The sequence below is a fragment of the Kitasatospora sp. NPDC023118 genome, assembly GCF_055560875.1.
This window is the reverse complement of record NZ_JBVHHW010000019.1, coordinates 1-26,620: the sequence shown is the minus strand read 5'-3', so window position 1 is coordinate 26,620 and position 26,620 is coordinate 1. Positions and strand designations below refer to the sequence as shown.

Here is a 26,620-nt window from a genome sequence, read left to right as displayed (position 1 = left end):
CGCCCGGGGCCCTGACGGACCTCGCGGCACCGCTACGGAGCACCAATGGTCCGGCCCGCCGGGGGAGCGCCCCCGGCGGGCCGGACCGCGTTGCTACGCCAGGTCGGCGGTGCGCCCCAGCGCATCCGGCTGGCTCTGCTCGATCCGCCGCAGCATCCGGGCCAGCAGGCCGGAGAGCGCGGCGCGCTCCTCGCCCGCGATGTCCTGCAGCAGCTCCTCCTCGAACACCGCCGCCATCCGCATCGACTCCAGCCACTTGTCGCGGCCGTTCTCGGTCAGCTCGATGATCACCCGCACCCGGTTGGACTCGTCCCGCTCCCGGGTGACCAGGTCCTCGGCGACCATCCGGTCGATCCGGTGGGTCATCGCGGCCGGGGTGAGTCCCAGTCGCTTGGCCAGCTCGCCGGGCCCCAGTCGGTACGGGCTGCCGGCCACCACCAGCGCCTTGAGCACCTCCCACTCCGCGGAGGTGATTCCCAGCACAGTCAGCTGCCGGTCGTACGCGACGCCCATCCGCCGGGCGACCCGGGACAGGGTCTGCACGATCGTCTCCACCTGAGGGTCCACGGTGGGGAATTCCCGCTGGTAGAGGGCCACCTGCTCGGCGATGCCGAGCTCCAGGGGGGTGGCCGGCAGGGGCTTGTCGGCAGCCGGCGCCGGCTTCTCCGTAGTCATGCCGACAGTGTCGCACGCGGACGTGCATCTCTTAAGCCTTTGACTCCGCAGTCTTCCGGTGCTAAGACTTTACCTCGTCAAACTTTAGCTCTGAAATCTTCCGGCCTCAAGAGTTCAACTCGGGAGTCCGGACGACCTGGAAGGGATGTGCACGGTGACCGGCACGGTGAAGCAGCAGAGGCGGCAGCGACGTGGGGCGGGCGGCCCGCTGCGCCGCGTCCAGATCGGCAACGCGCTCAGTGCGTTCGGCAGCGGGTTCACGATGCCGTACATGTTCGTGTACGTGGACCAGGTGCGCGGGCTGGGCTCGCTGGCGGCCGGGATGGTCTTCACCGTCTTCGCGCTGGCGGCGCTGGCCGTCCTCCCGTTCACCGGGCGCGGCATCGACAGGTACGGTCCCCGTCCGGTGCTGCTGGCGGGTGCCGCGCTCGCCGCCACCGGCGCGTTCGCCTTCGGTCGCGCCACCGACACCCCGGCCCTGCTGGTGTCGTCGTTCCTGTTCGGCGCGGGTGTCACCACCTGCCAGCCGGCGCTGGCCACGATGATCGTCCGCTGTTCGACGGCGGCGACCCGCTCGCACGCCTTCGCGCTGCAGTTCACCCTGGTCAACCTGGGCATGGGCATCGGCGCGCTGGTCGGCGGGCAGATCGTCGACGTCGCCGACCCGGCCAGCCTCACCCGGCTGTTCACCATCGAGGCGGCGACCTTCCTCGGCCTGGCCCTGGTCACCGGCACCGCCCGGATGCCCAAGGTCCAGCTGAGCGTCGTCCAGGAGCGGGCCGACGGTCCGACCGGGCTGCGCGCCCTGTTCGCCGACAAGGCGATGGTGCGGCTCTGCGCCCTCGCCGGGCTGATCTTCTTCACCTGCTACGGCCAGTTCGAGTCCGGTGTCGCGGCCTTCGCCACCGACACCGTCGGCACCGCGCCGTCCACCCTGGGCTTCGCGATCGGCGCCAACGCGCTGACCATCGTGGTCCTGCAGATGTTCATGGTGCGGATCACCGCGCGCCGCCGCCGCACCACCGCGATGGCCGCGGCCGGCCTGGTCTGGCTCGGCGCCTGGGCGATGGCCCTGGTGGCCGGTCTGATCCGGACCGAGACCATGGCCGCCACGGTCGCGATCGTCTCGATCTACGCCCTGTTCGGCGTCGGCGAGTCGCTGCTCGCGCCCACCATGGGCCCGATCGTCGCGGACCTCGCCCCGGCCCGGCTGCTCGGCACCTACAACGCCGGGTACGCCCTGGTGAAGCAGATCGCCATCGCGGTCGGCCCGGCGGTCGGCGTGCTGCTGGTCGGCTCCGGCACCTGGCCGCTCTACCTGGCGGCCATGGCGGGCTCGACGCTGCTGATCGTCATGCTGGCGCTGCGGCTGCGCCCGTACCTCACGGCGGAGCAGGACAACGCGGCCCCGGCCGTGGTCCGCACGGCGGTTCCGGTCCGGGAGCTGCAGACCGCCGCGTGACGGATATCGAACAGGTAGCGGGCGCCGACCAGGTCACCTGGTCGGCGCCCGTTGCGCTTGGCTTCCTGACCACCGCCCCATAGGGTCAGTGGCTGTTGACCGCCCGCCTCTCGCCAATGCCCAAGACGGGGCGAATCGGCGAGGCTTTGACATCCTCCTCCGCCTGGTGCGGAGGATTCCAACCCTCGCGGGTCGGGCTTTCTGCTTCGCAGCCGGTTGCCGACCTGGATGACCAGCGAAGGAACGGTGTACCGCCCATCGGTCTTACATCAGCTCCACAGACCTGACATCCCCCCAGCCCGGCGGTAGGCCCAGTCGACTTGGTTCTCGCTGACCGGGCATGGATAACCTATCGCCAATTCGGACTATCCCGAGCGGATCGGGCAGATGGTCGCCTGAACGAGAGAATCGTCGGATGGCTGCCCATCTCGCCGGGAAGTTCGGCTTTCCTACCCCCGGTTGAGGTACCGATGACGCAAGCGGCGCTCACGCACCCCCCGGCGGACCGGGTCACCGCCGACCCGGACCCCGCACCGGCCCGGGGCGGGCTGCTCCGTTGGGCGGCCGAACGCTCCGGCTGGCTCGGCCCGATCGCCGTCGCGCTCTTCGCCGGCCTGCTGCGGTTCTGGAACCTCGGCTACCCCAACGCCTTCGTCTTCGACGAGACGTACTACCCCAAGGACGCCTGGTCGCTGCTCCAGCAGGGCTACGAGGGCACTTGGCCCGACCACGCCAACACCGACATCCTGGCCGTCCCGCAGTCCATCCCACTCAGCTCCGTGCCCGAGTTCATCGCCCACCCGCCACTCGGCAAATGGGTGATGGCGATCGGCGAGCAGCTGTTCGGCCTGCACCCCTTCGGCTGGCGGTTCATGACCGCCCTGCTCGGCACCGTCACCGTGCTGATGCTGGCCCGGATCGGCCGCTGGCTCTTCGGCTCCACCCTGGTCGGCTGCACCGCCGCCCTGCTGATGTCCGTCGACGGCCTCCAGCTGGTGATGAGCCGGGTCGGCCTGCTCGACGGCATCCAGATGTTCTTCGTGCTCGCCTCCTTCGGCGCCCTGCTGATCGACCGCGACCACGCCCGGGCGAAGCTCGCCGCCGTGACCGATGCCGACCGGGTGAGCCTCGGGCTGCGCCCCTGGCGGATCGCCGCCGGGGTGTTCATCGGCGCGGCCTGCGCGGTCAAGTGGAACGGCGCCCCGATCCTCGCCGCCTTCGGCATCCTGGCCGTGCTCTGGGACCAGTCCGGCCGCCGCGGCGCCGGAGCCCGCCACCCGTGGCGGGCCATGCTGCGCCGGGACGCCGTACCGGCCTTCCTCGCCATGGTCGGCTCCGCCCTGGTGGTGTACGTCGGCGCCTGGAGCGGCTGGCTGGCCAGCGGCGCGGGCGGCGACGGCGGCTACGACCGGCACTGGGCCGACGGCCGCGCCGGGCTCTCCCCGGACCACGTCCTCGGCATCCCGCTGCCGCAGGTCTCGATGAGCTGGGTGCCCGCGCCGCTGCGCAGCCTGTGGCACTACCACTCGCAGATGTACGACTTCAACACCGGCCTGAGCACCCCGCACACCTACCAGTCCAACCCCTTCGCCTGGCTGGTCGACGGCCGCCCGGTCTCGATGTACTGGGAGCAGGTCCCGAGCGGGACGCGCGGCTGCACCTCCTCCGGCGGCTGCGCGGCGCAGATCCTGGGCCTGGGCACCCCGTTCCTGTGGTGGGCGGCCTGCTTCGCGCTGGTCTACCTGCTGTGGCGCTGGTTCTTCCGCCGGGACTGGCGCTCGGGCGCCGTGCTGTGCGCGGTGGCCGGGATCTACCTGCCCTGGTTCCAGTACCAGGAACGGACGATCTTCTCCTTCTACATGGTCGTGCTGGTGCCGTTCCTGTGCCTGGCCGTCGCCCAGATGCTCGGGGCGATCCTCGGCCCGGTCGGCAGCAGTCCCGAGCGCCGCCGGTACGGGGCGATCGGCGCCGGGCTGATCGTGCTCGCGATCGTCGGCTGCTTCGCCTTCTTCTACCCGCTGTACACGGCGGAGGTGATCCCGATGTCGTCCTGGCAGGACCGGATGTGGTTCACCAGCTGGATCTGATGCCGGTTTCGCTGGCGGCGTCCGGCGGGCAGCTGCTGCCGGTCACCCCGCTGCTCGGGGTGGTCGCCGCGGCGCTGCTGCTGGCCGCGGTGGCGGTGGCCGGGTGGGGCCTGCTCGGCCACGGGCGGGCGGTGGTGCGGGCCGGGCTGCGGGCGGCCGTCCAGCTGGCCGCCGTCGCCACGGTGATCAGCTGGGTGGTCGGCTCGCTCTGGCGGTCGGCGCTGTTCGTGCTGCTGATGTTCGTGGTCGCGGTGCGCACGGCCGGGCGGCGGATGACCCAGGGCCCCGGCTGGGTCTGGGCGGCAGCCCCGATCGGCGTCGGGGTGCTGCCGGTGCTCGTCCTGCTGCTGGCCGTCGGACTGCTGCCGCCCGAGGGCCTGTCGGTGATCCCGGTCGCGGGCATCCTGATCGGCGGCGGGCTGACCGCCACCTCGCTGGCCGGACGGCGGGCCCTGGACGAGCTGCGGCAGCGGCGCGGCGAGGTGGAGGCGGCGCTGGCGCTCGGTTTCGAGGAGCGGGACGCCCGGCTGGAGATCTGCCGTACGGCGGCCGCCACCTCGCTGGTTCCGGCGCTGGACCAGACCCGTACGGTCGGGCTGGTCACCCTGCCGGGCGCCTTCGTCGGCATGCTGCTCGGCGGCGCCTCGCCCGTCCAGGCGGGGGCAGTGCAGTTGTTCGTGCTGATCGGGCTGCTGGCGGTGGAGTCGGCGGCGATCGTGGTGGTGCTGGAGCTGGTCGGGCGGGGGCTGGTGACGGCGGGGGCGGCCGACGGCGTCGGGTAGGCTTGAGCGCGTTGAAGGGGAGTAGCCCTCCACCGGACCGTCGACATACTGGCCCTCACGGGCCCGGCGCCCGGGGCACCTCAGCCACCTGAGCCATCCGATCCGGTTGATCCCGTCGATGCGGATGGTCCGGACGGACGGTGCCGGCGAGACCTTCGGCCGCAGTGCTGTGACCGTTTCCAGTGCTGTCGGGCCGAAGCGACCCCTGACGGAGCTGCGGAGGCCGGGCAGCCCGACCGAGGGGTTCCTCCGATGAGTTTGACCGTTGCCGCGTTGACGTTCGGCATCATCTTCCTGGCCGAACTGCCGGACAAGACCGCGCTGGCCAGTCTGGTGCTCGGCACCAAGTACCGCGCGAGCTACGTCTTCGCGGGCATCGCCGCCGCCTTCGCCCTCCAGGTGGGCCTGGCCCTGGCCGCCGGCCACCTGCTCTCGCTGCTGCCGCACCGCTGGGTGGAGGGCATCACCGGCGCGCTGTTCCTGGTCGGCGCGGCGATGCTGCTGTTCCACGGCGGCGAGGACGACGACGAGCACGCCGCCAAGGAGCCGTCCTCGAACAGCTTCTGGAAGGTCGCCGGGGCCAGCTTCGTGGTCGTCGCGATCGCCGAGTTCGGCGACCTGACCCAGATCATGACCGCCAACCTGGCCGCCAAGTACGCCGATCCGCTGGCCGTCGGCATCGGCTCCTGGCTGGCGCTCTGCGCGGTCGGCGGGATCGCCATCGTGGGCGGGCAGAAGCTGCTCAAGTACGTGCCGATGAAGCTGATCATCCGGGTGGCGGCAGGGATCATGGTGGTGCTGGCGGGCGTCAGCATCTTCGGGGCGATCACCGGCTGATTCGGGGCGATCACCGGCTGGCGGCGGCCGCCTCGGCTCAGCAGCCGGGGTCGGCGGTCAGGACGGCCTGGGTCTTGGGGCCGTAGACGCCGTTCTCGCCCCTGATCCGGTTCTCGTGCTGGTAGCTGATGAGTGCCGATCGGGTCCGGTCGTCGAAAGTGCCGGTGACGATCGAACTGTCGACGAATCCGCACTCGGCGGCGTAGAGCTGCTGCTGCATCGCCTTGACGTCGGGCCCGCTCATCCCGATCTGGAGCAGCCGTGGCGTGGGCGTCGCGGTGGGCGTGGGGGTCGGCGTCGGCGTCGGCGTGGGGGTGGGCGTCGGGGTGGGGGTCGGCGTCGGGGTGGGGGTGGGCGTCGGGGTGGGGGTCCGGGTCGGACTGGGTCTGCTCGTCCGGGTCGGGGTCGGGCTCGGCGTGTCGCTGGTGGGGGCTGGGGCCGGGGCGGCCTGGGTGGGCGGGGCCGACGGCGCGGGCGCGAGCGTGGTGACGGGCAGCGGGTCCGCCCGGCGGGTCGGCTCGGACGAGGGCGTCACGGCGTACGCGAGGCCCACGGTGAGCGCCAGCAGGCCCGCGCCGACGCCCGCGATCAGCAGCTTGTGCCGGGCGAACGGGCTCTGCACGGCCTGCTCGGCCGCCCGCCGCGCGGCCCGTCCGCCGGCGGGCCCGGGCCCGGGTGCCTGGTTCTCGAACGGGACGTAGCCGAGGTCCTCCCCGGCGCCAGGCGGGAGCGGGGGCAGGGCGGTGGTGGCGTACGCGTCCGGCGCGGGGCCCGGCACGGGCGGCAGCACGGTCGTCGCGTAGGCATCCGCGTCCGGCCCGAGCGGGGGCGTGACGGGCGGCTGCGCCGACTGCATCGGCTGCATGGGGTGCCTGGGCTGCGTGGGCTGCGTGGGTCGCATCGACGGGACCGACGGGACCGACGGGACCGACGGGAGCGGCTGGACCGGCGGCAGGACGGTGGTCGCGAACGGGTCCCCGGCGGGCGGCGGCTCCTCCGCCACCTGGTCGGCCGACTGCGCCACGTACGGGCGGACCAACGGTGAGCCTTCGACGTGCGGGAGGACGGTGGTCTCGTCCAGACTGGGATCCGGGAGGCAGCCGCACCCGGTTGAGCGTGCGGTGCCGCACGTCGGGCAGTGCTGGTCCGGCATCGGCCGGTCCTCCTCGGGTGTCGGTCCTCGGTTCTCAGGTCTCGCGATCGGGCCTGATTATGCAGGACGTCCCGGAGGGTGGACAGGGGCGTCCGGCCTCCGGTGGGGGTGTTGTGCCGGTTGGTGGTGGTTGGCTCCCGAGGAAGCCGCTGAAACGCGAGGGACGGACCCGGCGCTTACGTTCGGCTCAACCCGGCGGAACAAACCAGGACATATCTGCCAGCATGGGGAACTGGGAGTGATCATCCGACGGGAGTGATCGTCCGACGGGCGTCCGGTCGTCGGCCCCGCGACCCTACGAAGAGGCCGTGCCGCCTTTGGAGACGCCATGACGGACCCGCTCGCCGCGTCCGACCGGAGCCCCGCGAACGAGCCCGGCCCGCCGGAGGCCACCGTCCCCAACCTGTGGGTGCCGATCGGCGCCCTGCTGCTGGCGATGCTGCTCGCCGCCCTCGACCAGACCATCGTCTCCACCGCGCTGCCCACCATCGTCAGCGACCTCGGAGGCCTGAACCACCTGTCCTGGGTGGTCACCGCCTACCTGCTGGCCTCCACCGCCGCCACCCCGCTGTGGGGCAAGCTCGGCGACATGTACGGCCGGAAGCGCTTCTTCCAGGCCTCCATCGTGATCTTCCTGCTCGGCTCGGTACTGTGCGGAATCGCCCAGGACATGGGCGAGCTGATCGCCTTCCGCGCGCTCCAGGGCCTCGGGGGCGGTGGCCTGATGGTGCTCTCCCAGGCGATCGTCGGCGACCTGGTCCCGCCGCGGGACCGCGGCAAGTACCAGGGCCTCTTCGGCGCCGTCTTCGGTGTCACCAGCGTGCTCGGTCCACTGCTCGGCGGGCTGTTCGTCGACCATCTCAGCTGGCGCTGGGTCTTCTACATCAATCTGCCGATCGGCGCGGTCGCCCTGGTGGTGATCGCCGCTGTGCTGCACGGGCTGGAGGTGCGGCGCGAACACCGGATCGACTACCTGGGCACCGCGCTGATCGCCGCCGTCGCCACCTGCCTGGTGCTGATGACCTCGCTCGGCGGCACCACCTGGGCCTGGAGCTCCTGGCAGATCGTCGGCCTGGGCGTACTGGGTCTGGTGCTGCTGGTCGCCTTCGTCGAGGTCGAGCGCACCGCCGTGGAGCCCGTCCTGCCGCTGCGGCTGTTCCGCTCGCAGACCTTCAGCCTGGTCGCGGTGATCTCCTTCGTGGTCGGCTTCGCGATGTTCGGCGCGCTCACCTACCTGCCGACCTTCCTCCAGGTGGTCCACCAGGTCTCGCCCACCATGTCCGGCATCCACATGCTGCCGATGGTGCTCGGCATGCTGGTCACCTCGATCGGCTCCGGCCAGATCGTCGCCCGCACCGGCCACTACCGGGCCTTCCCGATCGCCGGGACGGCCGTCACCACGGTCGGACTGCTGCTGCTCTCCCGGCTGGACGAGCGCAGCAGTACGGCCGAGATGAGCTTCTACTTCCTGGTCTTCGGCCTCGGGCTGGGCCTGGTGATGCAGGTGCTGGTGCTGATCGTGCAGAACTCGGTCGGCTACCAGGACCTCGGCGTGGCCACCGCGGGCGCCACCTTCTTCCGCTCCATCGGCGCCTCCTTCGGCGTCTCCGTCTTCGGGACGGTCTTCGCCGGCGGCCTGCGCTCCCGGCTCGCCGCCGCCCTGGTCGGCCATCCGCTGCCGCCGGGCTTCCACGTCGAGGCGATCACCTCCGACCCCCGGCTGATCACCCGGCTGCCGGCCGCCGCCCGGGCCGGGGTCTACCACGCGTACGCCGATTCGATCACCCGGGTCTTCCTGTACGCGGTGCCCGTTGCGGTGGTCGCGTTCGTCCTCTCGCTCTTCCTGCGCGAGCAGAAGCTCCGCTCCACGGTCACCGCGCCCGACCTCAGCGAGTCCATCGGCCTCAACCCGGTCGAGCGCAGCTCGCTGGACGAAATCGCCCGTGCCCTCTCGGTGTTGAGCACCCGCGAGGCCCGGCGCGACCTGTTCCGCCGGATCACCGCCACCGCCGGGCTCGACCTGCTGCCCGCCTCCAGCTGGCTACTGCTCCAGATGCACCACCACGGCTCGGTGGAGCCCGCCGAACTCGCCGAGCGGCGGATCGTCCCGATCGCGGTCGTCGAGGAGGCGGTCCGCGAGGTGGAGGGCCGGGGCCTCGCCGCCCGGACCGGCAGCCGGTTGCTGCGCCTCACCGAACCGGGCGAGGAGGTGGCGCTGCGGCTGGTCGAGGCCCGGCGCACCCAGCTGTCCGAGCTGCTGGGCGACTGGGACGAACAGCAGTACGCGGACCTCGCCGAACTGCTCACCCGGCTCAGCTCCACCCTCTGCGCCGACCTCCGGGACCGGCCGGATCCGCCCCTCGGCCCCCAGTCGCCGTACCGGGGGGAGGGGCGGTCCTTCTAGCCTTCCGCTGCCGGTGCGTCAGCCGCTCGGGGTGTCGAATCCCGCCGGGTCGATCCCGGTCAGGGCGCACCGAACCAGCGCGGGGTGTCGAGCCGGAACGGGTCCCCGGGGGCGAGCTGCCGCAAGCCGTCCTCGACCTGGCGGAGGTGCTCCTCGCCGAGGGTGGCGGACCACTCGGCGCGCAGCTCGTCGAAGATCCGCGCCGAGCGGAGTAGGCAGTCCACCCCCCGGTCGGTGAGCCGGACCACCTTGCGCCGGGCGTCGGCCGGGTCACTGCCGCGCTCGACGTAGCCGAGCTGCTCCAGGTTCTCGATGGTCTTGCCCGCCGCCTGCTTGGAGACGCCGAGCCGCCGTCCGAGCTCGACGGCGGTGGTGCCGTCCGGGCCGATCGCCTGGAAGACGAAGCCGTGCATCGGGCGCAGATCCGGGTGCCCCTCACGGGCGATCCGCTCGTGCAGCTCGTCGATGATCGTCCGGAAGGCGAGCAGCAGGCGCAGCGGCAGCTCGAAGCCGGGCGGGGCGGGCTCAGTTGACACAATCGACAACCTCATTGACCATATAGACAACGTCATTGCCCATCTTAGGGGGTTCCTTCACCATGTCCGTGATCCGCCCGACCGACGCCCGCCGCACCGAAACCCCGAACGCCGTCATGACCACCCTTGCCTCGCCCACCCAGGGCTCAACCGCCCTCGCCCTGTGGCAGGTCGAGATGCGCGCCGGCCAGCAGGGCCCGCTGCACGCGATGGACGCCGAACAGATCTGGACCCTCCAGTCCGGCACCGCGGCGGTCAACCTGGCCGACGAGCCCCTCACCCTCACCGCCGGCGACACCCTCGTCCTCCCCGCCGGCGCACCGCGCCGCATCTCCACCGCCGACGGCTTCACCGCCCTCGTCGCCTCCACCTCCCCCTCCCACGCCTACAACCCCGACGCCCTCACCCCGCCCGACGCCTGCGCCCTCGCCCCGCGCGACGACGAGCGCCTCCTCCCGCCGTGGATCGCCTGACCCGCGTGGCGTGAGGTGCGGCGTGAGGTGTAGGAGACTGCTGCCCGTACGCAGCAACCGAGCCGGCGCCCCGACCCGGGACCCCGGCGGAGCAGAAGGAGCGGCATGCCAGTCGTCAAGATCAACGTACTGACGGTCCCGGCCGAGCAGCGCGAGGAGCTGGAGCAGCGCTTCGCCCACCGTGCCGGCGCGGTGGAGAACTCGGACGGCTTCGAGTGGTTCGAGCTGCTCCGTCCGGTCGAGGGCACGGACAACTACCTCGTCTACACGCGCTGGCGCGACGAGGAGTCCTTTCAGGCCTGGATGGAGGGCCCGATGAAGGCGGCCCACCAGGGCGGCGCCGAGGGCGAGGCCCCGAAGCGCCCGGCCGCCTCCGGCTCCACCCTCTGGTCCTTCGACGTCGTCCAGTCCGCGGGCCCGAAGGCCTGACGTCCGCACGCTAGTTGCGCGCCCCGGGGCTCACGGAGCCCCGGGGCGCGTGGCGTTTTTCAGGCCGCGGCGGCGTAGAGGACTTCGCGCAGGCCCGGGACGGTTTCGCGGTCGGCGCGCCAGACGAGGCGGAGGTGGAGGGGTGGGGGGTCGAGGGGGAGGCGGATGAGGGCGCCGGAGGCGAGGGGGTCGCGGACGGCGAAGTCGGGGAGGAGCGCGATGCCGAGGCCCTGTTCGGCGCAGGCGCGGGTGACGGCGACGCCGCCGGTGCGGACGCGTTCGACGTCGTGGCCGAGCAGGCGTTCGCCGGCCAGCCGGAAGGAGCAGGCGGGGGCGTTGACCAGGAGGCGTTGGCCGCCGAGGTCCTCGCGGGTGAGGGTGGTGGCCTGCGCCAGGGGGTGGGCGGGGGCGGCGACCAGGGCGAGCGGGACGTCCTTGAGGTCGAGGTAGTCGAGCGGGGCGGGCGGGAGGTAGAAGCCGAGCTCGCCGAGCGGGCCGGCGGTGTCCAGGATCAGGGCGGCTTCCAGGGCCCCGGCGGCGACGCCGCCGAGCAGGGCGTCCCGGGCGGTGTCGGTGTGCAGGGAGACGTCCAGGTCGGGCCGGCGTTCGGCGAGGCGGGCCAGGACGGCGGGGACGTGGGTCGCCGCTATGGTCTCCAGGGCGCCGAGGCGGAGCCGGGCCCGGTCGGCGACCACCTCGCGGCGGGCCTGGTCGGCCTGGTCGAGCAGCTTGCGGGACCAGGGCAGCAGCCGCTCGCCGGCCGGGGTGAGGGTCATCCCGCGCGGGGCCCGGTCGAACAGCTCGATGCCCAGGCTGCGTTCGAGGGTACGGATCTGCTCGGAGACGGAGGACGGTGCGAGACCGAGTGCCACCGCCGCCGCGGTGACGGTGCGGTGGGCGACGACGGCTTCGAAGACGCGCAACTGACGGAGTTCCACTGGTTTCCTCGGTTCCCCCGAACGGCCGGCCGTGGTGTGGTCGTGGTCATGTCGGTGCTGGTGTTGCGGGACAGCGTACGGGGGGTTCGGGTATTCCGAACGGCGTGTGAGGGATCGGCGGTCGAGCGGGCCTGCTGCGCGGTGTTCGCCGTGGCCGTGCTGTTCGGTACGCCCTACCCGCTGATGGCCGTCGGCCTGTTGGGCGGGATGACGAAGTCCGGCTGATCAGGTGTGCCTCGCCTTGCCCGGTCCTGGCCGGTGCGGGCAAGGTTGTGCAGGCGGGCGATGCCGAGCACGGACGTCGGCCTGGACCTCCTCGGGGCACGAATCACCCGGCTGGCGGCGGGCGGAAGCCGACCGGCGCGTCGAAGGCCGCACGTCGCGTGGTGCGGCGCAGGGCGCGCAGCACGGGCGTGCCGAGGGTGAGGCACAGGACGACCGTGAGGGCCGCGCGCGGCAGGTCCCAACCCAGCGATGTGGTCAGGCAGTAGGCGGCGAAGCGGACCAGGTTGGCGGGCAGCGGATCGCCGGGGACGAAGGAGATGGAGCCGGCCATCCCACCGATGTACGGCCAGCCTTGGAGGTTCATGATCGTGCCGTACAGGACGGCGGACAGAGCGCCGTAAGCCGCGAGCAGCAGCAGTTCGCGGCGGCCGCGCAGTGTGGCAGCGCCCGGCAGCAGGCCCGCGCCGAGGCAGACCCACCCCATCGCGAGCATCTGGAACGGCAGCCATGGCCCCACCCCACCCGTGAGCAACGCGGAGGCGAACATCGACAGCGAGCCCAGCACGAAGCCGAAGCCGGGGCCGAGGACGCGGCCTGACAGCACCATCAGGAAGAACATCGGCTCCAGCCCCGCCGTCCCCGCGCCGAGCGGCCGAAGCGCGGCGCCGGCCGCCGCCAACACCCCCAGCAGTGCAACGGACTTGGCATCCAGCCCCGGTGCCCCGCCACCCGCCGAACGCCCCTCGGAGATCTGGGCGATGACGACGGCGAGGAGAAGGGGGAGGAGGAGAGCGAACAGCCAAGGCGCGTCGGCGGAGTGGCCGACCAGGGCCGACTTGGTGGAGGCGAGCAGCGGCCAGCCGAAGGCCGTCACGCCGACGAGGGAAACGAGCAGTAGCGCCGCAACCGACCGGCGCCCGAGCGGAACAGGACGGCTGCTCATGCGTTCAGCGCCTCCGCGACCTGCTGGACGGTGAGCCACGGCCCGGGCGCCAGCACCTTGGAGACCTGTGGCGCGAAGGCCGGAGAGGAGACCACGACCTCCGCCGTCGGGCCGTCCGCGACGATCTCGCCCTCGGCCAGGATCACGGTCCGGTGGGCGAGTTCGGCGGCCAGTTCGACGTCGTGGGTGGCCAGCAGCACGGCGTGGCCCTCGGCCGCGAGCCCGCGCAGGATCTCCACCAGCCGGGCCTTGGCCGCGTAGTCCAGGCCGCGGGTCGGCTCGTCCAGGAGCAGCAGCGGGGGCCGGGCGGTGAGGACGACGGCGAGGGCGAGGGTGAGGCGTTGGCCTTCGGAGAGGTCGCGGGGGTGGGTGGTGTCGGCGATGCCGGGCAGCAGGCGTTCGACCAGGGCGCGACACGAACCCGTGGCAGCGCCCGCGTCCGCATCCGCGGCGGCGCATTCGGCGGTGACGCTCTCGCGGTACAGGAGGTCGCGCGGGTCCTGGGGGACCAGGCCGACCTGGCGGATCAGTTCGGCGGGGCGGGTGCGGTGCGGGGTGCGGCCGCCGACGGTGACGCTGCCGGAGGCGGGGGCGTGCAGGCCGACCAGGCTGCCGAGCAGGGTGGACTTGCCGGCGCCGTTGCGGCCCATCAGGGCGGCGATCTCGCCGGGGTGGAGCGCGAGGTCCACCCCGCGCAGGGCCTGCACCGGGCCGCGTCGGACGGCGAGGCGGTCGGAGACGGCGATCGGCGCACCGCCCGTAACGGCGCCCGCAGCGGGCACCCGGCCGTCCAGCTCGGTACGCAACGAAGCCGCCTTGCGGCGTGCGTCGCGCACGGACAGCGGCAGCGGCCGCCAGCCCGCGAGCCGGCCGAGACCGACCACCGGCGGGTGCACCGGCGAGTGCGCCATCACCTCGGCCGGTTCGCCCAGCACCGGGGGCGCGCCCGGGGTCAGCAGCAGCACCTGGTCGGCGTACTGGACGACCCGCTCCAGCCGGTGTTCGGCCATCAGCACGGTGGTGCCGAGGTCGTGCACCAGCCGCTGGAGGACGGCGAGCACCTCCTCGGCCGCGCCCGGGTCGAGCGCCGAGGTGGGCTCGTCCAGGACCAGCACGCGCGGGTGGACGGTGAGCACCGAGCCGATCGCGACGCGCTGCTGCTGGCCGCCGGAGAGCGAGCCCAGCGCCCGGTCGCGCAGGTCGGCGAGGCCGAGCAGGTCGAGGGTCTCCTCGACCCGGCGCCGCATGACGTCGCTCGGCAGGCCCAAGGACTCCATGCCGTAGGCGAGTTCGTCCTCCACGGTGTCGGTGACGAACTGCGCCGACGGGTCCTGGCCGACGGTGCCGACCAGGTCGGCGAGGTCGCGCGGGCGGTGCTCGCGGGTGTCCCGGCCGCCGACGGTGACCCGGCCGTGCAGCACGCCGCCGGTGAAGTGCGGCACCAGGCCGCTGACCGTCCCCAGCAGGGTGGACTTGCCGGAGCCGGACGGGCCGACCAGCAGGCAGAGTTCGCCCTCCGGGACGGTGAGGTCGACGTCGTTCAGAACGGGCGCTGCGGAGTCCGCGTACCGTACGGAGACCTGCTCGAAGGTGATCACGAAGCCCTCCGGGGCGGGGTCGGGGCGGCGAACGCCGGTACCAGGCCGAGGAGTACGGCCAGGACGGCGGCCAGCGGCAGCTCGGGGACGGTCGGCGGGACGACGGTGGGGGCGAAGGCGGCCGGGTCCTGGGCGGCCAGGTAGGTGGCGAGCGCCGCCACGGTGGCGCCGGAGCCCGCCGTCAGCCACTCGGGCAGGGCCCAAGGGTCAGGCCGGTAGCGAGTTCTGACGGATCGCCGGTTGCCGAGCAGCAGCCCGGCGAAGGCGGCGGCCAGGCCGAGCAGGAGGACGGGCAGCGCCCAGCCGGCGCCTCCGGCGGTGAGCAGCCCGTACGCGGCCAGGCAGACCCCGAGCAGTCCGGCCAGGGTGAGCGCGGCGGTCGCCCGGGCGAGCGGGCGCGGGACGTCGGCGGTGCGGCCGAAGCCCCGGGTGTCCATCGCCGCCGCGAGGGCGATGGACCGCTCCAGCGCGCCCTCCAGGACGGGGAGTCCGACGCTCAGCACGGCCGCGATGCCCTTGTCGGTGCGGCCGCGCAGGCGCCGGGCGGCGCGCAGTCGGCGGACGTCGGCGACCAGGTTCGGCGCGAAGGTCATCGCCACCACCACGGCCACGCCCGCCTCGTAGAGCGCGCCGGGCAGGGCGCGCAGTAGACGGGCCGGACTGGCGAGGGAGTTGGCGGCGCCGACGCAGACCAGCAGGGTGGCCAGCCGCAGCCCGTCGTACAGCGCGGCGAGCAGGCCCTCGACGGTGACCCGCCCGCCGATCCGCACGCCCTGCGCCCAGGCGGGGAGCGGGACTTCGGGCAGGGTGAGCAGCACGTGGGTGCCGGGGATCGGCGAGCCGAGCAGGACGGCGAAGACCAGGCGGATGCCCAGCACCAGCAGGCCGAGCCGCAGGAACGCCCCGTACGAGCGGGACCAGGGCGCATCGCCGCGCCGCGCCGCGACCACGTAACCGGCGGTCGCGGCGAGCAGCAGCAGGATCGCCGGGTTGGTGGTGCGGGTCGCCGCCGCACCCAGCCCGAGCGCCCACAACCACCAGGCCCCGGGGTGCAGTTGGCGGGGGCCGGTGGGCGGTCGGGTGCGGCGGGCGGTGCTGCTCAAGGAATCTGTCCTGGGAGACGGGGGCAGGAGATGAGGTCAGGGGCCAGGCGACGGGGTCAGGGGTTGCGGCGGCGGCGCGCCTGCCAGACGGCGCCCCCGGCGAGGACGGCGACCAGCGCACCGCCCGCGACCAGGCCGATGTCCGGGCCGCTGCTGCCGCCGCCGTCGCCACCACTGCCGCCGCCGCTCTGCGGGCCGGCCTTGGCGCTGCTGCCCGGCTGCGCGGCGGCCGCGCCGTCCAGTTGCTCGGCGCACCCCGCCTTCGGGTAGCCGGCGATGGCGCACAGCAGCCCGTTGGTGTCGTACCGCAGCGGCGGCGCGACGGCGGCCAGCACCTCGGCCGAGCTGGCGCGCGGCGCGACGCTGGCGCAGGCGCTCCGCTGCTCGGGCGGCGGCGCCGCGGAGGCCCCGGCGTCCTCGGCGGTCCCGAAGTCCAGCACGACGGCCACCCGCTTGCGGCCGTCCTGGGCGGGGGTGTTCGCGCAGATCGCGTCGAAGCGCGCCTGCGTGCGGGGCTTCGCGGCGTCCTGCCCGCCGTCGGGGCTGACGGCGAACCGCCAGCCGTCGACCGCGCCGTCCGGCGGCACGGCGATCGCGGGCCCCTGCTGCTGGTACGTCCACGCCCCGCCGTCGGCCCCGCGCCAGAACGACCAGTACCGGTATCCGGAGGCGGCCTGCGCGGGCGCGGCGCCGGCGATCAGCAGCAGCGTTCCGAGCAGTGGGAGGACGACGGCCAGCGGCCGCCGCCCGCCCACCGGGACGCCGTGAACCACCGAGCGCATCAGAGGTTGGGGTTGCGCTTGCGCTGGAGGCTGAGCAGCAGGCCGCCGCCGATGCCGACGAGCAGGCCGACGATGATCAGCCAGACCTGGCCGAAGCCGTCGCTCTTCTTCTTCGCCGGAGTGGCCGCCGTGGTGGTGGCGGCCTTGGGAGCCGGGCCGAGGGCGGTGAGCTGGCCGGTGAGGTCGGCGGTGTCGCGGTGGGCGGCCTGGGCGACCAGGAGGAGAGTGGCGGTGGCGGCGGCGTCGGTGCCGTTCTTGGTCCAGGTGGCGCCCTGTCCCTCAAGCCAGTCGACGGCCTCGGAGGCCTGCTCGGGGTGGCCGCTCTGGGTGAGCGCGAGCGCGGCCCAGGCGGTCGCGGTGTAGTCGGGCTTGGGCTCGGCGCCCGGCATGGTGAGGGTGAGGTGCGAGCCGCCCGCCGACAGTCGGGCGGCGAGGTAGGCGCCGACGGCCTCGCCGGCCTCGGCGTGCGGGACGGCGGTGGGCGCGGAGCCGTCGGCGCAGGCGAGGGGCTTGGGCGTCGAGTCGGCGCGCACCGAGGCGGTGACCGGCAGGTGCCCGCCGGCGGCGGCGAGCGCGGCCTGGGCGGTGGCCAGGGTGTTGGGGGCGAGGGTGCCGGTGGCCGGGTCCGGCTGGAAGGCGAAGGCGCCGCGCTGGTCGGCGGGGGCGGTGCAGCCGAGCTGGAAGTGGGCGAGGCCGTCGAAGGCGTTCTTCCCGGCCGCGCCCCCGCTGCCCGCCTTGGCGACGCTCGCCGGGTCGGTCCTGGCCGCGAACAGCGCGTTGACGGCGAGGCCGGTGGAGTTGGCGTCGCCCGGGCTGCCGGGGTTGTAGGGCCAGCTGCCGTCGGCGTTCTGGTTGGCCTTGAGCCACTGCACGCCCTTGTCGACGGCCGGCTGGTGCCCGCCGAGGGCCACCAGCGCCTGGATGGCGACGGCGGTGGCGTTGCTGTCCTCGGTCTTGGCGTCGCAGGCCGCGCCGGCCGCCCGGTAGGAGGGCCAGCCGCCGTCCTCGCACTGCTGCCCGGTGAGCCACGCGACGGCGGAGTCGGCCGGGGTGACCTTGGCCGCCGACAGCGCGGTCAGCGCCAGCGACTGCCGCCAGACGCCGTCGTACGTCGGGTCGCTCTTGCCGTAGAGGCCGTCCGGGACGGCCGGGGCCGCCGGAGCAGCCGGAGTGGCCGGGGCCGCCGGAGTGGCCGGGCCGTCGGAGGGAGAGGGGCTGTCGGCGAGGGCAGGTCCGGCGGCGACGCCGGCGAGCAGCGCGGCGGACAGGGCGGCGGCGCCCAGTCGGGCGGCGTTCAGCATGGTGCGGGTGTGCCTTTCGGTGAGCGGTGGTGGCCCGGGTGGGGGCCGTTCCGTAGTCCTCGACGGGTGCCGGGCGCGGGCGCGCCAGGTCTGGCCGCTCGCCCCTCCCCGGGTGCTCCGACTCGTCCGGGCCGCGCGGTGCGGCGGCCGGGCTCACGGTTGCGGGGTCAGCGCCGGATTCGCACCGGCTTCCCCCGGGGGAGGAGCGGGATGGAGTTGTGCTGCCCGTCGACTCTAGCCGCCGGGCCGGGCGGGACCAGCCCTCGGTAGCAGGAACAGGTTCCAGTCCGCGAGGGCTCAGGCCAGCGTCAGCAGCCGGGCGGCCGTGTGCAGGTCGGCCCGCACCTCGGCGATCGAGGCGCGCCCGGAGAGCCAGGCGACCAGGGCCGAGTGCCAGGTGTGCTCGATCACCCGGACGGCCGCCCGTTGGCTCTCGCTGGGCGGCGCGGACTGGCCGATCGCGTCCAGGATGAGCTGCCCGGTGGCGGCGCTGATCCGGTCCACCACGGCCGCGACCGAGCGGTCGGCGAAGCACATCGAGCGGACCATCGCCTCGGCCAGCAGCGGTTCGCGCTGCAGCGCGTGGAAGGCCCGGGTGAGTGCGTCGGCGACCCGCAGGGCCGGCTCCTGGTCGGTCGGCGGGTGCCGCCGGATGTGCTCCTGGAGGCCCTGCAGCTGCTCCAGCATGACCGCGACCAGCAGATGAACCTTGGACGGGAAGTACCGGTACAGCGTCCCGAGGGCGACCTGCGCGCTCTCCGCGACCTCCCGCATCTGCACCGCCTCGTACCCGCCGCGGGCGGCCAGAGCGGTGGCGGCGCGCAGGATCCGGCGGCGTCGCTCGGCCTGGCGCGCGGTCAGCGGCGGCTCGCCCGGGGACGCGGGGGTGGGGCTCACGGACGTGGTCGGCGACGGCAAGTGTGCTCCCGGGGGCGCGTGGGTGGCGGCGTGCTCCAGAAAGGTCGACACGAAGTCGACACGAAGTCGACCCGCGGTCGGTCGGGCCGGCGTGGCGGGAATCACCAACCCTGGCTCCTGAGCGAAAGCTACGGGCCGGTATCTTCGAGGTCTCTCATTGTTCACACGGTCGATGAAGAGTTCCACAGCCACTGAAACCTGATCTACTTTAGCGACCGGCAGCACCAGTAGCACCGATAGCAGCCAGAGATGAGGGCCGAGGATGACCGCGCAGCCGCTGCGGATTGCCCTGCTGTCATACCGCGGGGACCCGTTCTGCGGCGGTCAGGGCGTGTACGTACGGCACCTCTCCCGTGAGCTGGCCAGGCTCGGCCACCACGTGGACGTGATCGGCGCCCAGCCCTACCCCGTACTGGACGAGGTCGAAGGGCCCGGTTCGGTGCGCCTGGTCGAACTGCCCAGCCTGGACCTCTACCGCGCCGACGACCCCTTCCGCACGCCCGCCCGCGGCGAGTTCCGCGGGCCGGTGGACGTGCTGGAGTTCGCCGCCATGCGCACCGGCGGCTTCCCCGAGCCGCTCACCTTCTCGCTGCGCGCCCGCCAGTACCTGGCCCGGCACAAGGGCCGCTACGACGTGGTGCACGACAACCAGACCCTCGGCTACGGCCTGCTGGGCCTGGCCCGGCACGGCTTCCCGCTGGTCACCACGATCCACCACCCGATCACCGTGGACCGGCAGTTGGAGCTGGACGCGGCCACCACCCGGCTGAAGCGGCTGTCGCTGCGCCGCTGGTACGCCTTCACCCGGATGCAGCGCCGCGTCGCCGCCCGGCTGGACCACGTGATCACCGTCTCCGGCTCCTCGCAGCGCGAGATCGCCGAGCATCTGGGCGCCGCCCCCGGCGCGATCTCGGTGGTCCCGATCGGCGCCGACACCCGGCTCTGGGCGCCCTCGGCGGAGGTCGAGCGGGTCCCCGGCCGGATCGTCACGACCTCCAGCGCGGACGTGCCGCTCAAGGGCCTGGTCTTCCTGGTCGAGGCGCTGGCCAAGGTCCGCACCGAGCGCGACGCGCACCTGGTGGTGGTCGGCAAGCCGCAGAAGGACGACGGGCCGGTGGCCGAGGCGGTGCGCCGCTTCGGGCTGGCGGAGCACATCGAGTTCCGCACCGGCCTGAGCGACGTGGAGCTGGTCGACCTGTACCGCTCGGCCGAGGTGGCCTGTGTCCCGTCGCTGTACGAGGGATTCTCGCTGCCCGCCGCCGAGGCGATGGCCACCGGCACCCCGCTGGTCGCCACCACCGGCGGGGCGATCCCCGAGGTGGCCGGGCCGGACGGCGGGACCTGCCTGGCCGTGCCGCCGGGGGAGGCGGACGCGCTGGCCGCCGCGCTCGGCCGGCTGCTGGACGACCCGCGGCTGCGCGCCGAACTCGGCGCGGCCGGGCGGGAGCGGGTGCTGGCCCGGTTCACCTGGGAGCGGGCCGCCGAGCTGACCGCCGAGGCGTACCGCGCGGCGATCGCCACCGGTGTCGGCGCCCGGGCCCGCTCCGGGCCCGGCTGGCGGTACGTGCCCTGAGTGACGTGCTCTTGAGCGACGCGCCCTGAGTGACGTGCTCTTGAGCGACGCGCCCTGAGCGACGTGCTCTTGAGCGACGCGCCCCGGGACACCGGGCGAGTGGCCTGACGAAGCGTCAAGAACGCTTGGTAGCAATAGGAATGGGAGCCCTGCAGTGCTGACCGTCGATTTCTCGCGCTTCCCGCTCGCCCCCGGCGACCGGGTGCTCGACCTGGGCTGCGGCGGGGGCCGGCACGCGTTCGAGTGCTACCGCCGCGGCGCCAACGTGATCGCCCTCGACCAGAACGCCGAGGAGATCGCCGAGGTCAAGAAGTGGTTCGCCGCGATGGAGCTGGCCGGTGAGGCCCCCGAGGGCGCCTCGGCGGTCGCGATGGAGGGCAACGCGCTGGCGCTGCCGTTCGAGGACGAGTACTTCGACAAGATCATCATCTCCGAGGTGATGGAGCACATACCCGACGACAAGGGCGTGCTCAACGAGATGTTCCGGGTCCTCAAGCCGGGCGGCCTGCTCGCCGTCACCGTGCCGCGCTGGCTGCCGGAGAAGATCTGCTGGGCGCTGTCCGACGAGTACCACGAGGTCGAGGGCGGCCACATCCGGATCTACCGGGGCGACGAGCTGCTCGGCAAGCTCAAGGACGCCGGCCTGGAGCCGTACGGTACCCACCACGCGCACGCGCTCCACTCGCCGTACTGGTGGATCAAGTGCGCGGTCGGCGTGGACAACGACAAGGCGCTGCCGGTCAAGGCGTACCACCAGCTGCTGGTCTGGGACATCGTCGGAACCCCGGTGATCAGCACCCTCACCAAGGCCGCGGAGAAGGCCCTCAACCCGGTCATCGGCAAGAGCTTCGTGGCGTACGCCTCCAAGCCCAACCGCGCCGAGTCCGGCCGGGCGGGCGCATGACCGCCGCCGTGCCCGAGGTGCTGCTGCTCGACGGGGTGCTGGACGCCGAGCAGGCGGCCGGCACCGTCCGCAGCATCCTGGCCGAGCAGCGCCCCGACGGCGCCATACCGTGGTTCGCCGGCCACCACCTCGACCCCTGGGACCACACCGAGGCCGCGATGGCCCTCGACACCGCCGGCGAGCACGCCGCCGCCGAGGCCGCCTACCGCTGGCTCGCCGCCCAGCAGAACCCGGACGGCTCCTGGTACGCCGCGTACACCGACGGCGTGGTCACCGACCGCGCCAAGGAGAGCAACTTCTGCGCGTACATCGCGGTCGGGGTCTGGCACCACCACCTCAGCACCGGCGACGACGCCTTCCTGGAGTGGATCTGGCCGGTGGTCCGGCGGGCCCTGGACTTCATCGTCGGCCTGCGGCTGCCCGGCGGCCCGATCGCCTGGCGGGTCGACGAGGGCGGCGCCGCCACCGAGGAGGCGCTGCTCACGGGCTCGTCCAGCATCCTGCACGCGCTGCGCTGCGGCCTGGCCGTCGCCGACTACCTGGAGGAGCCCCAGCCCGACTGGGAGCTCGCGGCCGGGCGGCTGCGGCACGCCATCACCCACCACCCCGAGCGGTTCCTCGACAAGGGCCGCTACTCGATGGACTGGTACTACCCGGTGCTCGGCACCGGCCTGCGCGGCGACGCGGCGGTGGCCCGGATCGAGCGGGACTGGGACCGCTTCGTCGTCCCCGGCCTCGGCGTGCGCTGCGTCAGCGACCGCCCGTGGGTGACCGGCGGCGAGAGTGCCGAACTGGCTCTCGCGCTCTGGGCGATCGGGCAGTCCGACCGCGCGGTGGACATCCTGCGGTGGATCCAGAAGCACCTGCGGCACGAGGACGGCTCGTACTGGACCGGGTACGTGTTCGAGGACGACGCGATCTGGCCCGAGGAGCGCACCACCTGGACGGCCGGGGCGCTGCTGCTCGCGGTGGCCGCGCTCGGCGGGGACCCGGCGACGGTCACGGTGTTCGGCGGGGACCAGCTGCCGGCCGGGCTGGTGGTCCAGGACTGCTGCTGAGGGCCTGAACTGAGGTCGTCAGCTGAGGGTGTGAACGCGGAAGGGGGCGGGACCGGATCCACCGGTCCCGCCCCCTTCCGCATACGTGGCGGGCGTCAGCCGCGCTGGAGGCCCGAGGTGTCGGTCAGCAGACCGTGGGTGCCGTCCGGCAACTGCGCGACCAGCGCGGCGCCGCGCTGCTCGACGGCCAGGTACCAGGTGCCCGGCACGACCTCGCCGACCGGGGCACCGGCCGGGTTGTCCTTCGGGGCCAGCTGGCGCGGGGCCGGGACGGCGAACCAGTACGGCTGGAAGTCCGCCGCCGGGGCGGCCGGCTGCTGGGCGGCCGGGGTCGGCTGCGGGGCCGGGACGCCGGCGTCCTGCGGCTGACCGGCCGCCGGCTGACCGGGCAGCGGCTGACCGGGCTGGCCCGGCTGCGGCTGGCCGGCGCCCGGGTAGCCGTAACCGCCGGCCGGCTGGCCGCCGAAGGCCGGGTCGTGGCCCTGGGCCGGGTAGCCGTACTGGCCGGGTGCACCCGGGTGACCGGGCTGGCCCGCCATCGGGTAGCCGCCCTGGTACGGGACGGCCGGACGGTCGGTGACCAGCGGGGCCTTCAGCGCGGGCACCAGCGGGCTCGCGGCGGCCGCACCGGCCAGCACGATCAGCGAGATGAGGCCGAGCCAGGCGCCGAAGCCGTGGCTGATGCTGCTGCCGGACGGGCCGCCGCCCAGCGCCCAGATCGAGGTCCACAGCGCCGCCACGGCGAACGCGATGCCCCACTGGTCCAGCCGCAGGCCGAGCACCTGGCGGTTGGCCGCACCCGGACCCTGGAAACGCTGCACCAGGATCAGTACGGCGGCGGCGATGCCGAGGAGGTAGATCGAGGGCAGGATGGGGAACAGCTCGGTGCTCCACGCGTTCTGCGAGGCGTCGGGCCCGCAGTACCGGCCGACGCAGCTCACGGTCCAGTAGGGCAGGAAGGAGGCGATGAAGAGCAGGACGGCCGCGCCTGCGACGGCGGCGTCTCCCCTGGTGAGAGCGCGCAGATTCACTTACGTTCCCCTCGTTGACGTGTCGTGGACGGTGATTCGTGCGGTCGGGCTGACCGGCCGAAACTCCCGAACGGACCAGAAGCCTAGGCCCAACCGTCCTGCCGGTGCACGGCGGGACCGGGAATGGGTCGAAGTCGTTGCAAACCGTGCGGGCCGGGCGGAGCGTCGTCCACCAGGCCTGCCCGTCCCAACTCCCTTGCCGGGCCCGCTCAGTGCGCGGTCAGGAACGCGGTCAGCGCGTCGGCGATCCCCTGGGCCGCCTGCTGGCGCCACTGAGGGTCCGTCATCCGCCGGGCGTCCGCGGAGTTGCGCATGTTACCGCACTCGATGAACACCTTGGGGACCGCGGAGAGGTTGAGGCCGCCCAGGTCGGAGCGGGTGTCCAGGCCCTGGTCGGCGATGTAGTCGGCGTACGGCTCGCCGGTCGCGGCGTGGAAGTGGTCGCGCAGCAGCAGACCGAGCCGGTGCGAGGGTTCGACGATCGCGGAGTTGTCCGCCTTACCGGCGACCACCTTGGCGGGCATGATCACGTGGAAGCCGCTGCCGCTCGCCGGGCCGCCGTCGCCGTGCACCGAGACCGCGACGTCGGCGTGCGCGTCGGCGCCCGCCCTCGCCCGCTCGTCGACGCACGGGCCCCAGGCGCGGTCGCCGTCCTGCACCAGCACCACCTTGGCGCCCCGGGCGGTCAGCAGAGCCCGGGCCCGGCGGGAGACGTCCAGGGTGTAGTCGGCCTCGGTGTAGCCGGAGTTGGTCTCGGTGCCGGTGGTGTCGCACTCCTTGCGGCCGTTGCCGATGTCCACCTGACGGTTGATCTCGGTGGGGTGGGAGAAGTTGCCGGGGTTGTGGCCGGGGTCCAGCACGATGGTGCGGCCGGTCAGGTCGGCGGTGCCTCCGGGGGGTGCGGCGGGGCTCGCGGACGGCGTGCCGGAGGGCGCTCCGGAGGTCGGGGGTGTTTCCGTGGGAGTCGCCGTCCCGGTGGGCGTGCCGCTGGTCGGCGGGGCCTCGGGGGTGGCGGAGGCCGTGGTGGCGGACTGGACGGCGCCGGGCGGCGCGGCCGTGGCACCCGCCGGGCCGGAGTCGTCCAGGGACCGCCAGCCCAACCAGCCCGCCGTGCAGAGCGGGACGACCGCGGCCACCACCGTGGTGGCGCGCAGCAGGGGGGAACGGCGGCGGGGCGGTCGGGAGGTGGGGCCGGTCACGGGTGGGTCAGATCCTGTCCTGGGTCCGCGCGGTGAGGCCGTAGCCGCTCGCGATCGGGTTCCACTTGGTCATGAAGTCCGTCTTCGCCTGGGTGGCCTGCGGGTTGAGCTCGTCCGCGTGCGTCTTGTCCGCGGTGGTCGGGGCCTTGCCGGAGCAGCCCTGCTTGGCGACGGCGCGCGCCCAGCTCGCGTACGCCCGGTCGATGTCGGCGGACAGCTGCCAGGCGGACTTCAGCGAGTTCACCGCGTCCGCGCCGCCCGGCACGTCCGTCATGCTCAGCTTGGCGAGCTTGGTCAGCAGCCCGTCGCGCTGCTTGGCGCCGTTGTCGAACGCCTGGGCCGCGCTCTCGATGTCGGCCTTGGACGGGCAGCTGCTCACCTTGGCGACGGCGCTGCCTATCGGGGCCTTGGCGTTCTCGCCCTCGCTGAGCAGGCCGTCCAGCGCCTGCGCCTGGGACTGGGCGTTGGGGCCGGGGCCGGTCGCGGTCGGGGACGGGGTCCCATCGGCCGGGGTGGTCGGGGCGGCGTCCGTCCCGGTCGGTGCCGGGGCGGGCTGCGGGGTGCCGGAGCCGGTCGCGGGGGCGGCCGTCGGGGCGGGCGCGGCCTGGCCGCTCTTGTCGTCGCCGCCCTGGGTCGCGTACAGCAGGCCGCCGCCGACCGCCAGCACCAGAAGCAGCGCGAAGCCGATCAGCAGCGGGGCCTTGCCCTTGCCCGGGCGCTCCCGCTCCTGCTCGTCGTCGACCGGGTAGTGGGTCGGGTGGTCCGGCTGGGCCCCGTACGGGGACTGCGGCGGCGCGGCCGCCGGGGGCGGCGGGTAGACGTAGCCGGGGCCGGGGGGCGTGGGCGCTCCCTGCGGGCCCCGGCCCTGCGGGGTCGCGTGGGAGGGGAACGGCGCGGCGGCGGGCGGCTGCTGCGGGACGACGGTGGGGAAGGCGGCGGTGGGCGCCCCCGGGCCCGGGGCGGGCGCGGCGGGCGGGGGCGGGCCGAAGCCGGGCGCGGTGGCCAGGTACGGGCGGGCGCCCAGCGGCGGGCCCTGGTCGCCGACGGCGCCCGCGGCGGGGGGCGGGGCGACCGGGCCGGGCGCCGGGGGTTGTGTGCCGGGGGCGGGCGGGGCGGACTGGGTGGGCGGGGCGTTCTGGGCGGGCGGGGCCGGCTGGGCGGCGGGTGCGGGCTCGGCGTCCTGCCGCTGCGGATTGCGGACCCAGCCGCCCGCGCCGCCGCGCGCGGTCGGGTCCCAGACCGCCGGAGCGGTGTTCTGCTGGTCCGTCATGTGCCGCTGGCCCCCACCGTCCACCGTCCGCCGATGCTCTGCCTGGTGCTGTTGCCTCGTGTGCTGCCTGGTGCTGCCTGGAGCAGCCGCCTGGTGCTGCGCGGACACCGTACCGTTCGAACCCCCGGCTGACAGCCCCGGCACGACGTTAGAGCATCCGTGCGGGGCCGCGGGCGCGATCAGCTCAGGCGGCGGAGCGGCGCAGGACGCGCAGCGAGCCGGTCACCGAGACCTCCTCGAAGCCCTCGGCCAGCGCCCGTAGGTACACCCGGTACGGGGCCTGGCCGCCGTCCGCCGGGTCCGGGAACACGTCGTGCACCACCAGCAGGCCCTCCGGCGCCAGGTGCGGCACCCAGCCCTCGTAGTCGCCGGTGGCGTGCTCGTCGGTGTGTCCGCCGTCGATGAACACCAGGCCCAGCGGCCGGCCCCACAGCGCGGAGATCCGCGGCGAGCGGCCGACCAGCGCGACCACGTGGTCCTCCAGCCCGGCGGCGTGCAGGGTGCGGCGGAAGCGGGGCAGGGTGTCCATCAGCCCGACCTCCGGATCCACCAGGGTCGTGTCGTGGTACTCCCAGCCGGGCTGCTGCTCCTCCGAGCCGCGGTGGTGGTCCACGGTCAGCGCGACCGTCCCGGCCTCGCGGGCCGCCGCGGCCAGCAGGATCGCCGAGCGGCCGCAGTAGGTGCCGATCTCCAGCACCGGCAGCCCGGTGAGCCGGGCCGCCGCCACCGCCGCCGCGTACAGCGCGAGGCCCTCGTCCACCGGCATGAACCCGGTGGCCGCCTCGAACGCCGCCAGCACCTCGGGCGCCGGGCGGGCGCTCTCCAGCAGGTCGGACATGCGGTGCTCCGTAAGTTGTTAGGCGGCCCGGGAGGGCCGGATGTGGCTGATGCGGTCTTGCCTTCTGTGGCTCCCGAGGAGTGGCCGTCCGGCTCTCCGGG

The 26,620-nt window shown here is 73.9% G+C and carries 25 protein-coding genes and 1 riboswitch; of the genes, 11 read left to right on the top strand and 14 right to left on the bottom strand.

Going from position 1 to position 26,620, the window contains the following annotated elements; genetic code table 11:
• Positions 1 to 93: 93 nt before the first annotated feature.
• Positions 94 to 675, bottom strand: coding sequence for a MarR family winged helix-turn-helix transcriptional regulator (locus tag ACZ3UD_RS24210; RefSeq protein ID WP_465591355.1), 582 nt, complete (start codon positions 673 to 675; stop codon positions 94 to 96).
• A 154-nt stretch (positions 676 to 829) separates the two neighbouring features.
• Between ACZ3UD_RS24210 and ACZ3UD_RS24205 the strand changes: the two genes are divergently transcribed.
• From ACZ3UD_RS24205 to ACZ3UD_RS24190, 4 genes are all read left to right on the top strand, one after another.
• Complete coding sequence (locus ACZ3UD_RS24205; RefSeq protein WP_465591352.1) at positions 830 to 2,137, top strand: MFS transporter; 1,308 nt, start codon at positions 830 to 832, stop codon at positions 2,135 to 2,137.
• Between the two features lie 470 nt (positions 2,138 to 2,607).
• On the top strand, positions 2,608 to 4,224 hold the full coding sequence (locus ACZ3UD_RS24200) for a dolichyl-phosphate-mannose--protein mannosyltransferase (protein WP_465591349.1): 1,617 nt from the start codon (positions 2,608 to 2,610) through the stop codon (positions 4,222 to 4,224).
• A complete protein-coding gene (locus ACZ3UD_RS24195; protein WP_465591346.1) occupies positions 4,224 to 5,006 on the top strand; it encodes an ABC transporter permease in 783 nt (260 codons plus the stop codon). The genes ACZ3UD_RS24200 and ACZ3UD_RS24195 overlap by 1 nt, the downstream gene beginning before the upstream one ends.
• A gap of 252 nt (positions 5,007 to 5,258) precedes the next feature.
• Positions 5,259 to 5,843 (top strand): TMEM165/GDT1 family protein, encoded by a 585-nt coding sequence (locus ACZ3UD_RS24190; RefSeq protein ID WP_465591343.1) that lies wholly within the window; start codon positions 5,259 to 5,261, stop codon positions 5,841 to 5,843.
• Positions 5,844 to 5,880: 37 nt separating this feature from the next.
• Here ACZ3UD_RS24190 and ACZ3UD_RS24185 read toward each other — a convergent pair whose 3' ends face one another.
• Positions 5,881 to 6,996, bottom strand: coding sequence for a peptidoglycan-binding domain-containing protein (locus ACZ3UD_RS24185; RefSeq protein ID WP_465591340.1), 1,116 nt, complete (start codon positions 6,994 to 6,996; stop codon positions 5,881 to 5,883).
• 328 nt (positions 6,997 to 7,324) lie between these two features.
• Here ACZ3UD_RS24185 and ACZ3UD_RS24180 point away from each other — a divergent pair, with 328 nt between their 5' ends.
• A complete protein-coding gene (locus ACZ3UD_RS24180; RefSeq protein WP_465591337.1) occupies positions 7,325 to 9,400 on the top strand; it encodes an MDR family MFS transporter in 2,076 nt (691 codons plus the stop codon).
• Between the two features lie 59 nt (positions 9,401 to 9,459).
• On the opposite strand, the gene ACZ3UD_RS24175 is transcribed toward ACZ3UD_RS24180, so the two are convergent.
• On the bottom strand, positions 9,460 to 9,951 hold the full coding sequence (locus tag ACZ3UD_RS24175; RefSeq protein ID WP_465591334.1) for a MarR family winged helix-turn-helix transcriptional regulator: 492 nt from the start codon (positions 9,949 to 9,951) through the stop codon (positions 9,460 to 9,462).
• Between the two features lie 47 nt (positions 9,952 to 9,998).
• Here ACZ3UD_RS24175 and ACZ3UD_RS24170 point away from each other — a divergent pair, with 47 nt between their 5' ends.
• Both ACZ3UD_RS24170 and ACZ3UD_RS24165 read left to right on the top strand, forming a co-directional pair.
• Positions 9,999 to 10,409: a cupin domain-containing protein gene (locus ACZ3UD_RS24170; RefSeq protein WP_465591332.1), complete on the top strand. Its 411-nt coding sequence runs from the start codon at positions 9,999 to 10,001 to the stop codon at positions 10,407 to 10,409.
• Between the two features lie 105 nt (positions 10,410 to 10,514).
• Positions 10,515 to 10,838 carry an antibiotic biosynthesis monooxygenase family protein gene (locus ACZ3UD_RS24165; RefSeq protein WP_465591329.1) on the top strand — a complete coding sequence of 108 codons (324 nt, stop codon included), beginning with the start codon at positions 10,515 to 10,517 and terminating at the stop codon, positions 10,836 to 10,838.
• Between the two features lie 59 nt (positions 10,839 to 10,897).
• On the opposite strand, the gene ACZ3UD_RS24160 is transcribed toward ACZ3UD_RS24165, so the two are convergent.
• Positions 10,898 to 11,761: a LysR family transcriptional regulator gene (locus ACZ3UD_RS24160; protein ID WP_465591326.1), complete on the bottom strand. Its 864-nt coding sequence runs from the start codon at positions 11,759 to 11,761 to the stop codon at positions 10,898 to 10,900.
• Here ACZ3UD_RS24160 and ACZ3UD_RS24155 point away from each other — a divergent pair.
• Complete coding sequence (locus ACZ3UD_RS24155; protein ID WP_465591323.1) at positions 11,732 to 12,001, top strand: hypothetical protein; 270 nt, start codon at positions 11,732 to 11,734, stop codon at positions 11,999 to 12,001. The two genes, ACZ3UD_RS24160 and ACZ3UD_RS24155, sit on opposite strands and share 30 nt — an antisense overlap.
• Positions 12,002 to 12,104: 103 nt before the next feature.
• On the opposite strand, the gene ACZ3UD_RS24150 is transcribed toward ACZ3UD_RS24155, so the two are convergent.
• The 6 genes from ACZ3UD_RS24150 to ACZ3UD_RS24125 all read right to left on the bottom strand — a co-directional run bounded on the left by ACZ3UD_RS24150 (position 12,105) and on the right by ACZ3UD_RS24125 (position 18,625).
• The gene (locus ACZ3UD_RS24150; protein WP_465591320.1) at positions 12,105 to 12,944 is read right to left on the bottom strand and encodes an ECF transporter S component; all 840 of its coding nucleotides are present in this window, start codon (positions 12,942 to 12,944) and stop codon (positions 12,105 to 12,107) included.
• Positions 12,941 to 14,542 carry an ABC transporter ATP-binding protein gene (locus ACZ3UD_RS24145; protein WP_465591317.1) on the bottom strand — a complete coding sequence of 534 codons (1,602 nt, stop codon included), beginning with the start codon at positions 14,540 to 14,542 and terminating at the stop codon, positions 12,941 to 12,943. The genes ACZ3UD_RS24150 and ACZ3UD_RS24145 overlap by 4 nt, the downstream gene beginning before the upstream one ends.
• The gene (locus tag ACZ3UD_RS24140; RefSeq protein WP_465591314.1) at positions 14,539 to 15,645 is read right to left on the bottom strand and encodes an energy-coupling factor transporter transmembrane component T family protein; all 1,107 of its coding nucleotides are present in this window, start codon (positions 15,643 to 15,645) and stop codon (positions 14,539 to 14,541) included. Before ACZ3UD_RS24140 ends, ACZ3UD_RS24145 begins: the two co-directional genes overlap by 4 nt.
• Positions 15,646 to 15,701: 56 nt before the next feature.
• The gene (locus ACZ3UD_RS24135; protein WP_465591311.1) at positions 15,702 to 16,427 is read right to left on the bottom strand and encodes an SCO2322 family protein; all 726 of its coding nucleotides are present in this window, start codon (positions 16,425 to 16,427) and stop codon (positions 15,702 to 15,704) included.
• The gene (locus ACZ3UD_RS24130) at positions 16,427 to 17,728 is read right to left on the bottom strand and encodes a prenyltransferase/squalene oxidase repeat-containing protein (protein WP_465591308.1); all 1,302 of its coding nucleotides are present in this window, start codon (positions 17,726 to 17,728) and stop codon (positions 16,427 to 16,429) included. The genes ACZ3UD_RS24135 and ACZ3UD_RS24130 overlap by 1 nt, the downstream gene beginning before the upstream one ends.
• 145 nt (positions 17,729 to 17,873) lie before the next feature.
• Positions 17,874 to 17,922: riboswitch (cobalamin riboswitch) on the bottom strand.
• A 103-nt stretch (positions 17,923 to 18,025) separates the two neighbouring features.
• Complete coding sequence (locus tag ACZ3UD_RS24125) at positions 18,026 to 18,625, bottom strand: TetR family transcriptional regulator (protein WP_465591306.1); 600 nt, start codon at positions 18,623 to 18,625, stop codon at positions 18,026 to 18,028.
• A gap of 283 nt (positions 18,626 to 18,908) precedes the next feature.
• Here ACZ3UD_RS24125 and ACZ3UD_RS24120 point away from each other — a divergent pair, with 283 nt between their 5' ends.
• From ACZ3UD_RS24120 to ACZ3UD_RS24110, 3 genes are all read left to right on the top strand, one after another.
• Positions 18,909 to 20,219: a glycosyltransferase family 4 protein gene (locus ACZ3UD_RS24120; RefSeq protein ID WP_465591303.1), complete on the top strand. Its 1,311-nt coding sequence runs from the start codon at positions 18,909 to 18,911 to the stop codon at positions 20,217 to 20,219.
• 154 nt (positions 20,220 to 20,373) lie between these two features.
• Positions 20,374 to 21,123 (top strand): class I SAM-dependent methyltransferase, encoded by a 750-nt coding sequence (locus ACZ3UD_RS24115; RefSeq protein ID WP_380610629.1) that lies wholly within the window; start codon positions 20,374 to 20,376, stop codon positions 21,121 to 21,123.
• The gene (locus ACZ3UD_RS24110) at positions 21,120 to 22,181 is read left to right on the top strand and encodes a prenyltransferase (protein WP_465591300.1); all 1,062 of its coding nucleotides are present in this window, start codon (positions 21,120 to 21,122) and stop codon (positions 22,179 to 22,181) included. Before ACZ3UD_RS24115 ends, ACZ3UD_RS24110 begins: the two co-directional genes overlap by 4 nt.
• A gap of 95 nt (positions 22,182 to 22,276) precedes the next feature.
• Here ACZ3UD_RS24110 and ACZ3UD_RS24105 read toward each other — a convergent pair whose 3' ends face one another.
• The 4 genes from ACZ3UD_RS24105 to ACZ3UD_RS24090 all read right to left on the bottom strand — a co-directional run bounded on the left by ACZ3UD_RS24105 (position 22,277) and on the right by ACZ3UD_RS24090 (position 26,519).
• A complete protein-coding gene (locus ACZ3UD_RS24105; RefSeq protein ID WP_465591297.1) occupies positions 22,277 to 23,212 on the bottom strand; it encodes a hypothetical protein in 936 nt (311 codons plus the stop codon).
• Between the two features lie 209 nt (positions 23,213 to 23,421).
• Entirely contained in the window at positions 23,422 to 24,411 is a 990-nt protein-coding gene (locus ACZ3UD_RS24100) for an N-acetylmuramoyl-L-alanine amidase (protein ID WP_465591294.1), read from the bottom strand.
• Positions 24,412 to 24,418: 7 nt separating this feature from the next.
• Entirely contained in the window at positions 24,419 to 25,681 is a 1,263-nt protein-coding gene (locus ACZ3UD_RS24095; protein WP_465591276.1) for a hypothetical protein, read from the bottom strand.
• Positions 25,682 to 25,865: 184 nt separating this feature from the next.
• Entirely contained in the window at positions 25,866 to 26,519 is a 654-nt protein-coding gene (locus ACZ3UD_RS24090) for a class I SAM-dependent methyltransferase (protein ID WP_465591269.1), read from the bottom strand.
• Positions 26,520 to 26,620: the final 101 nt, after the last annotated feature.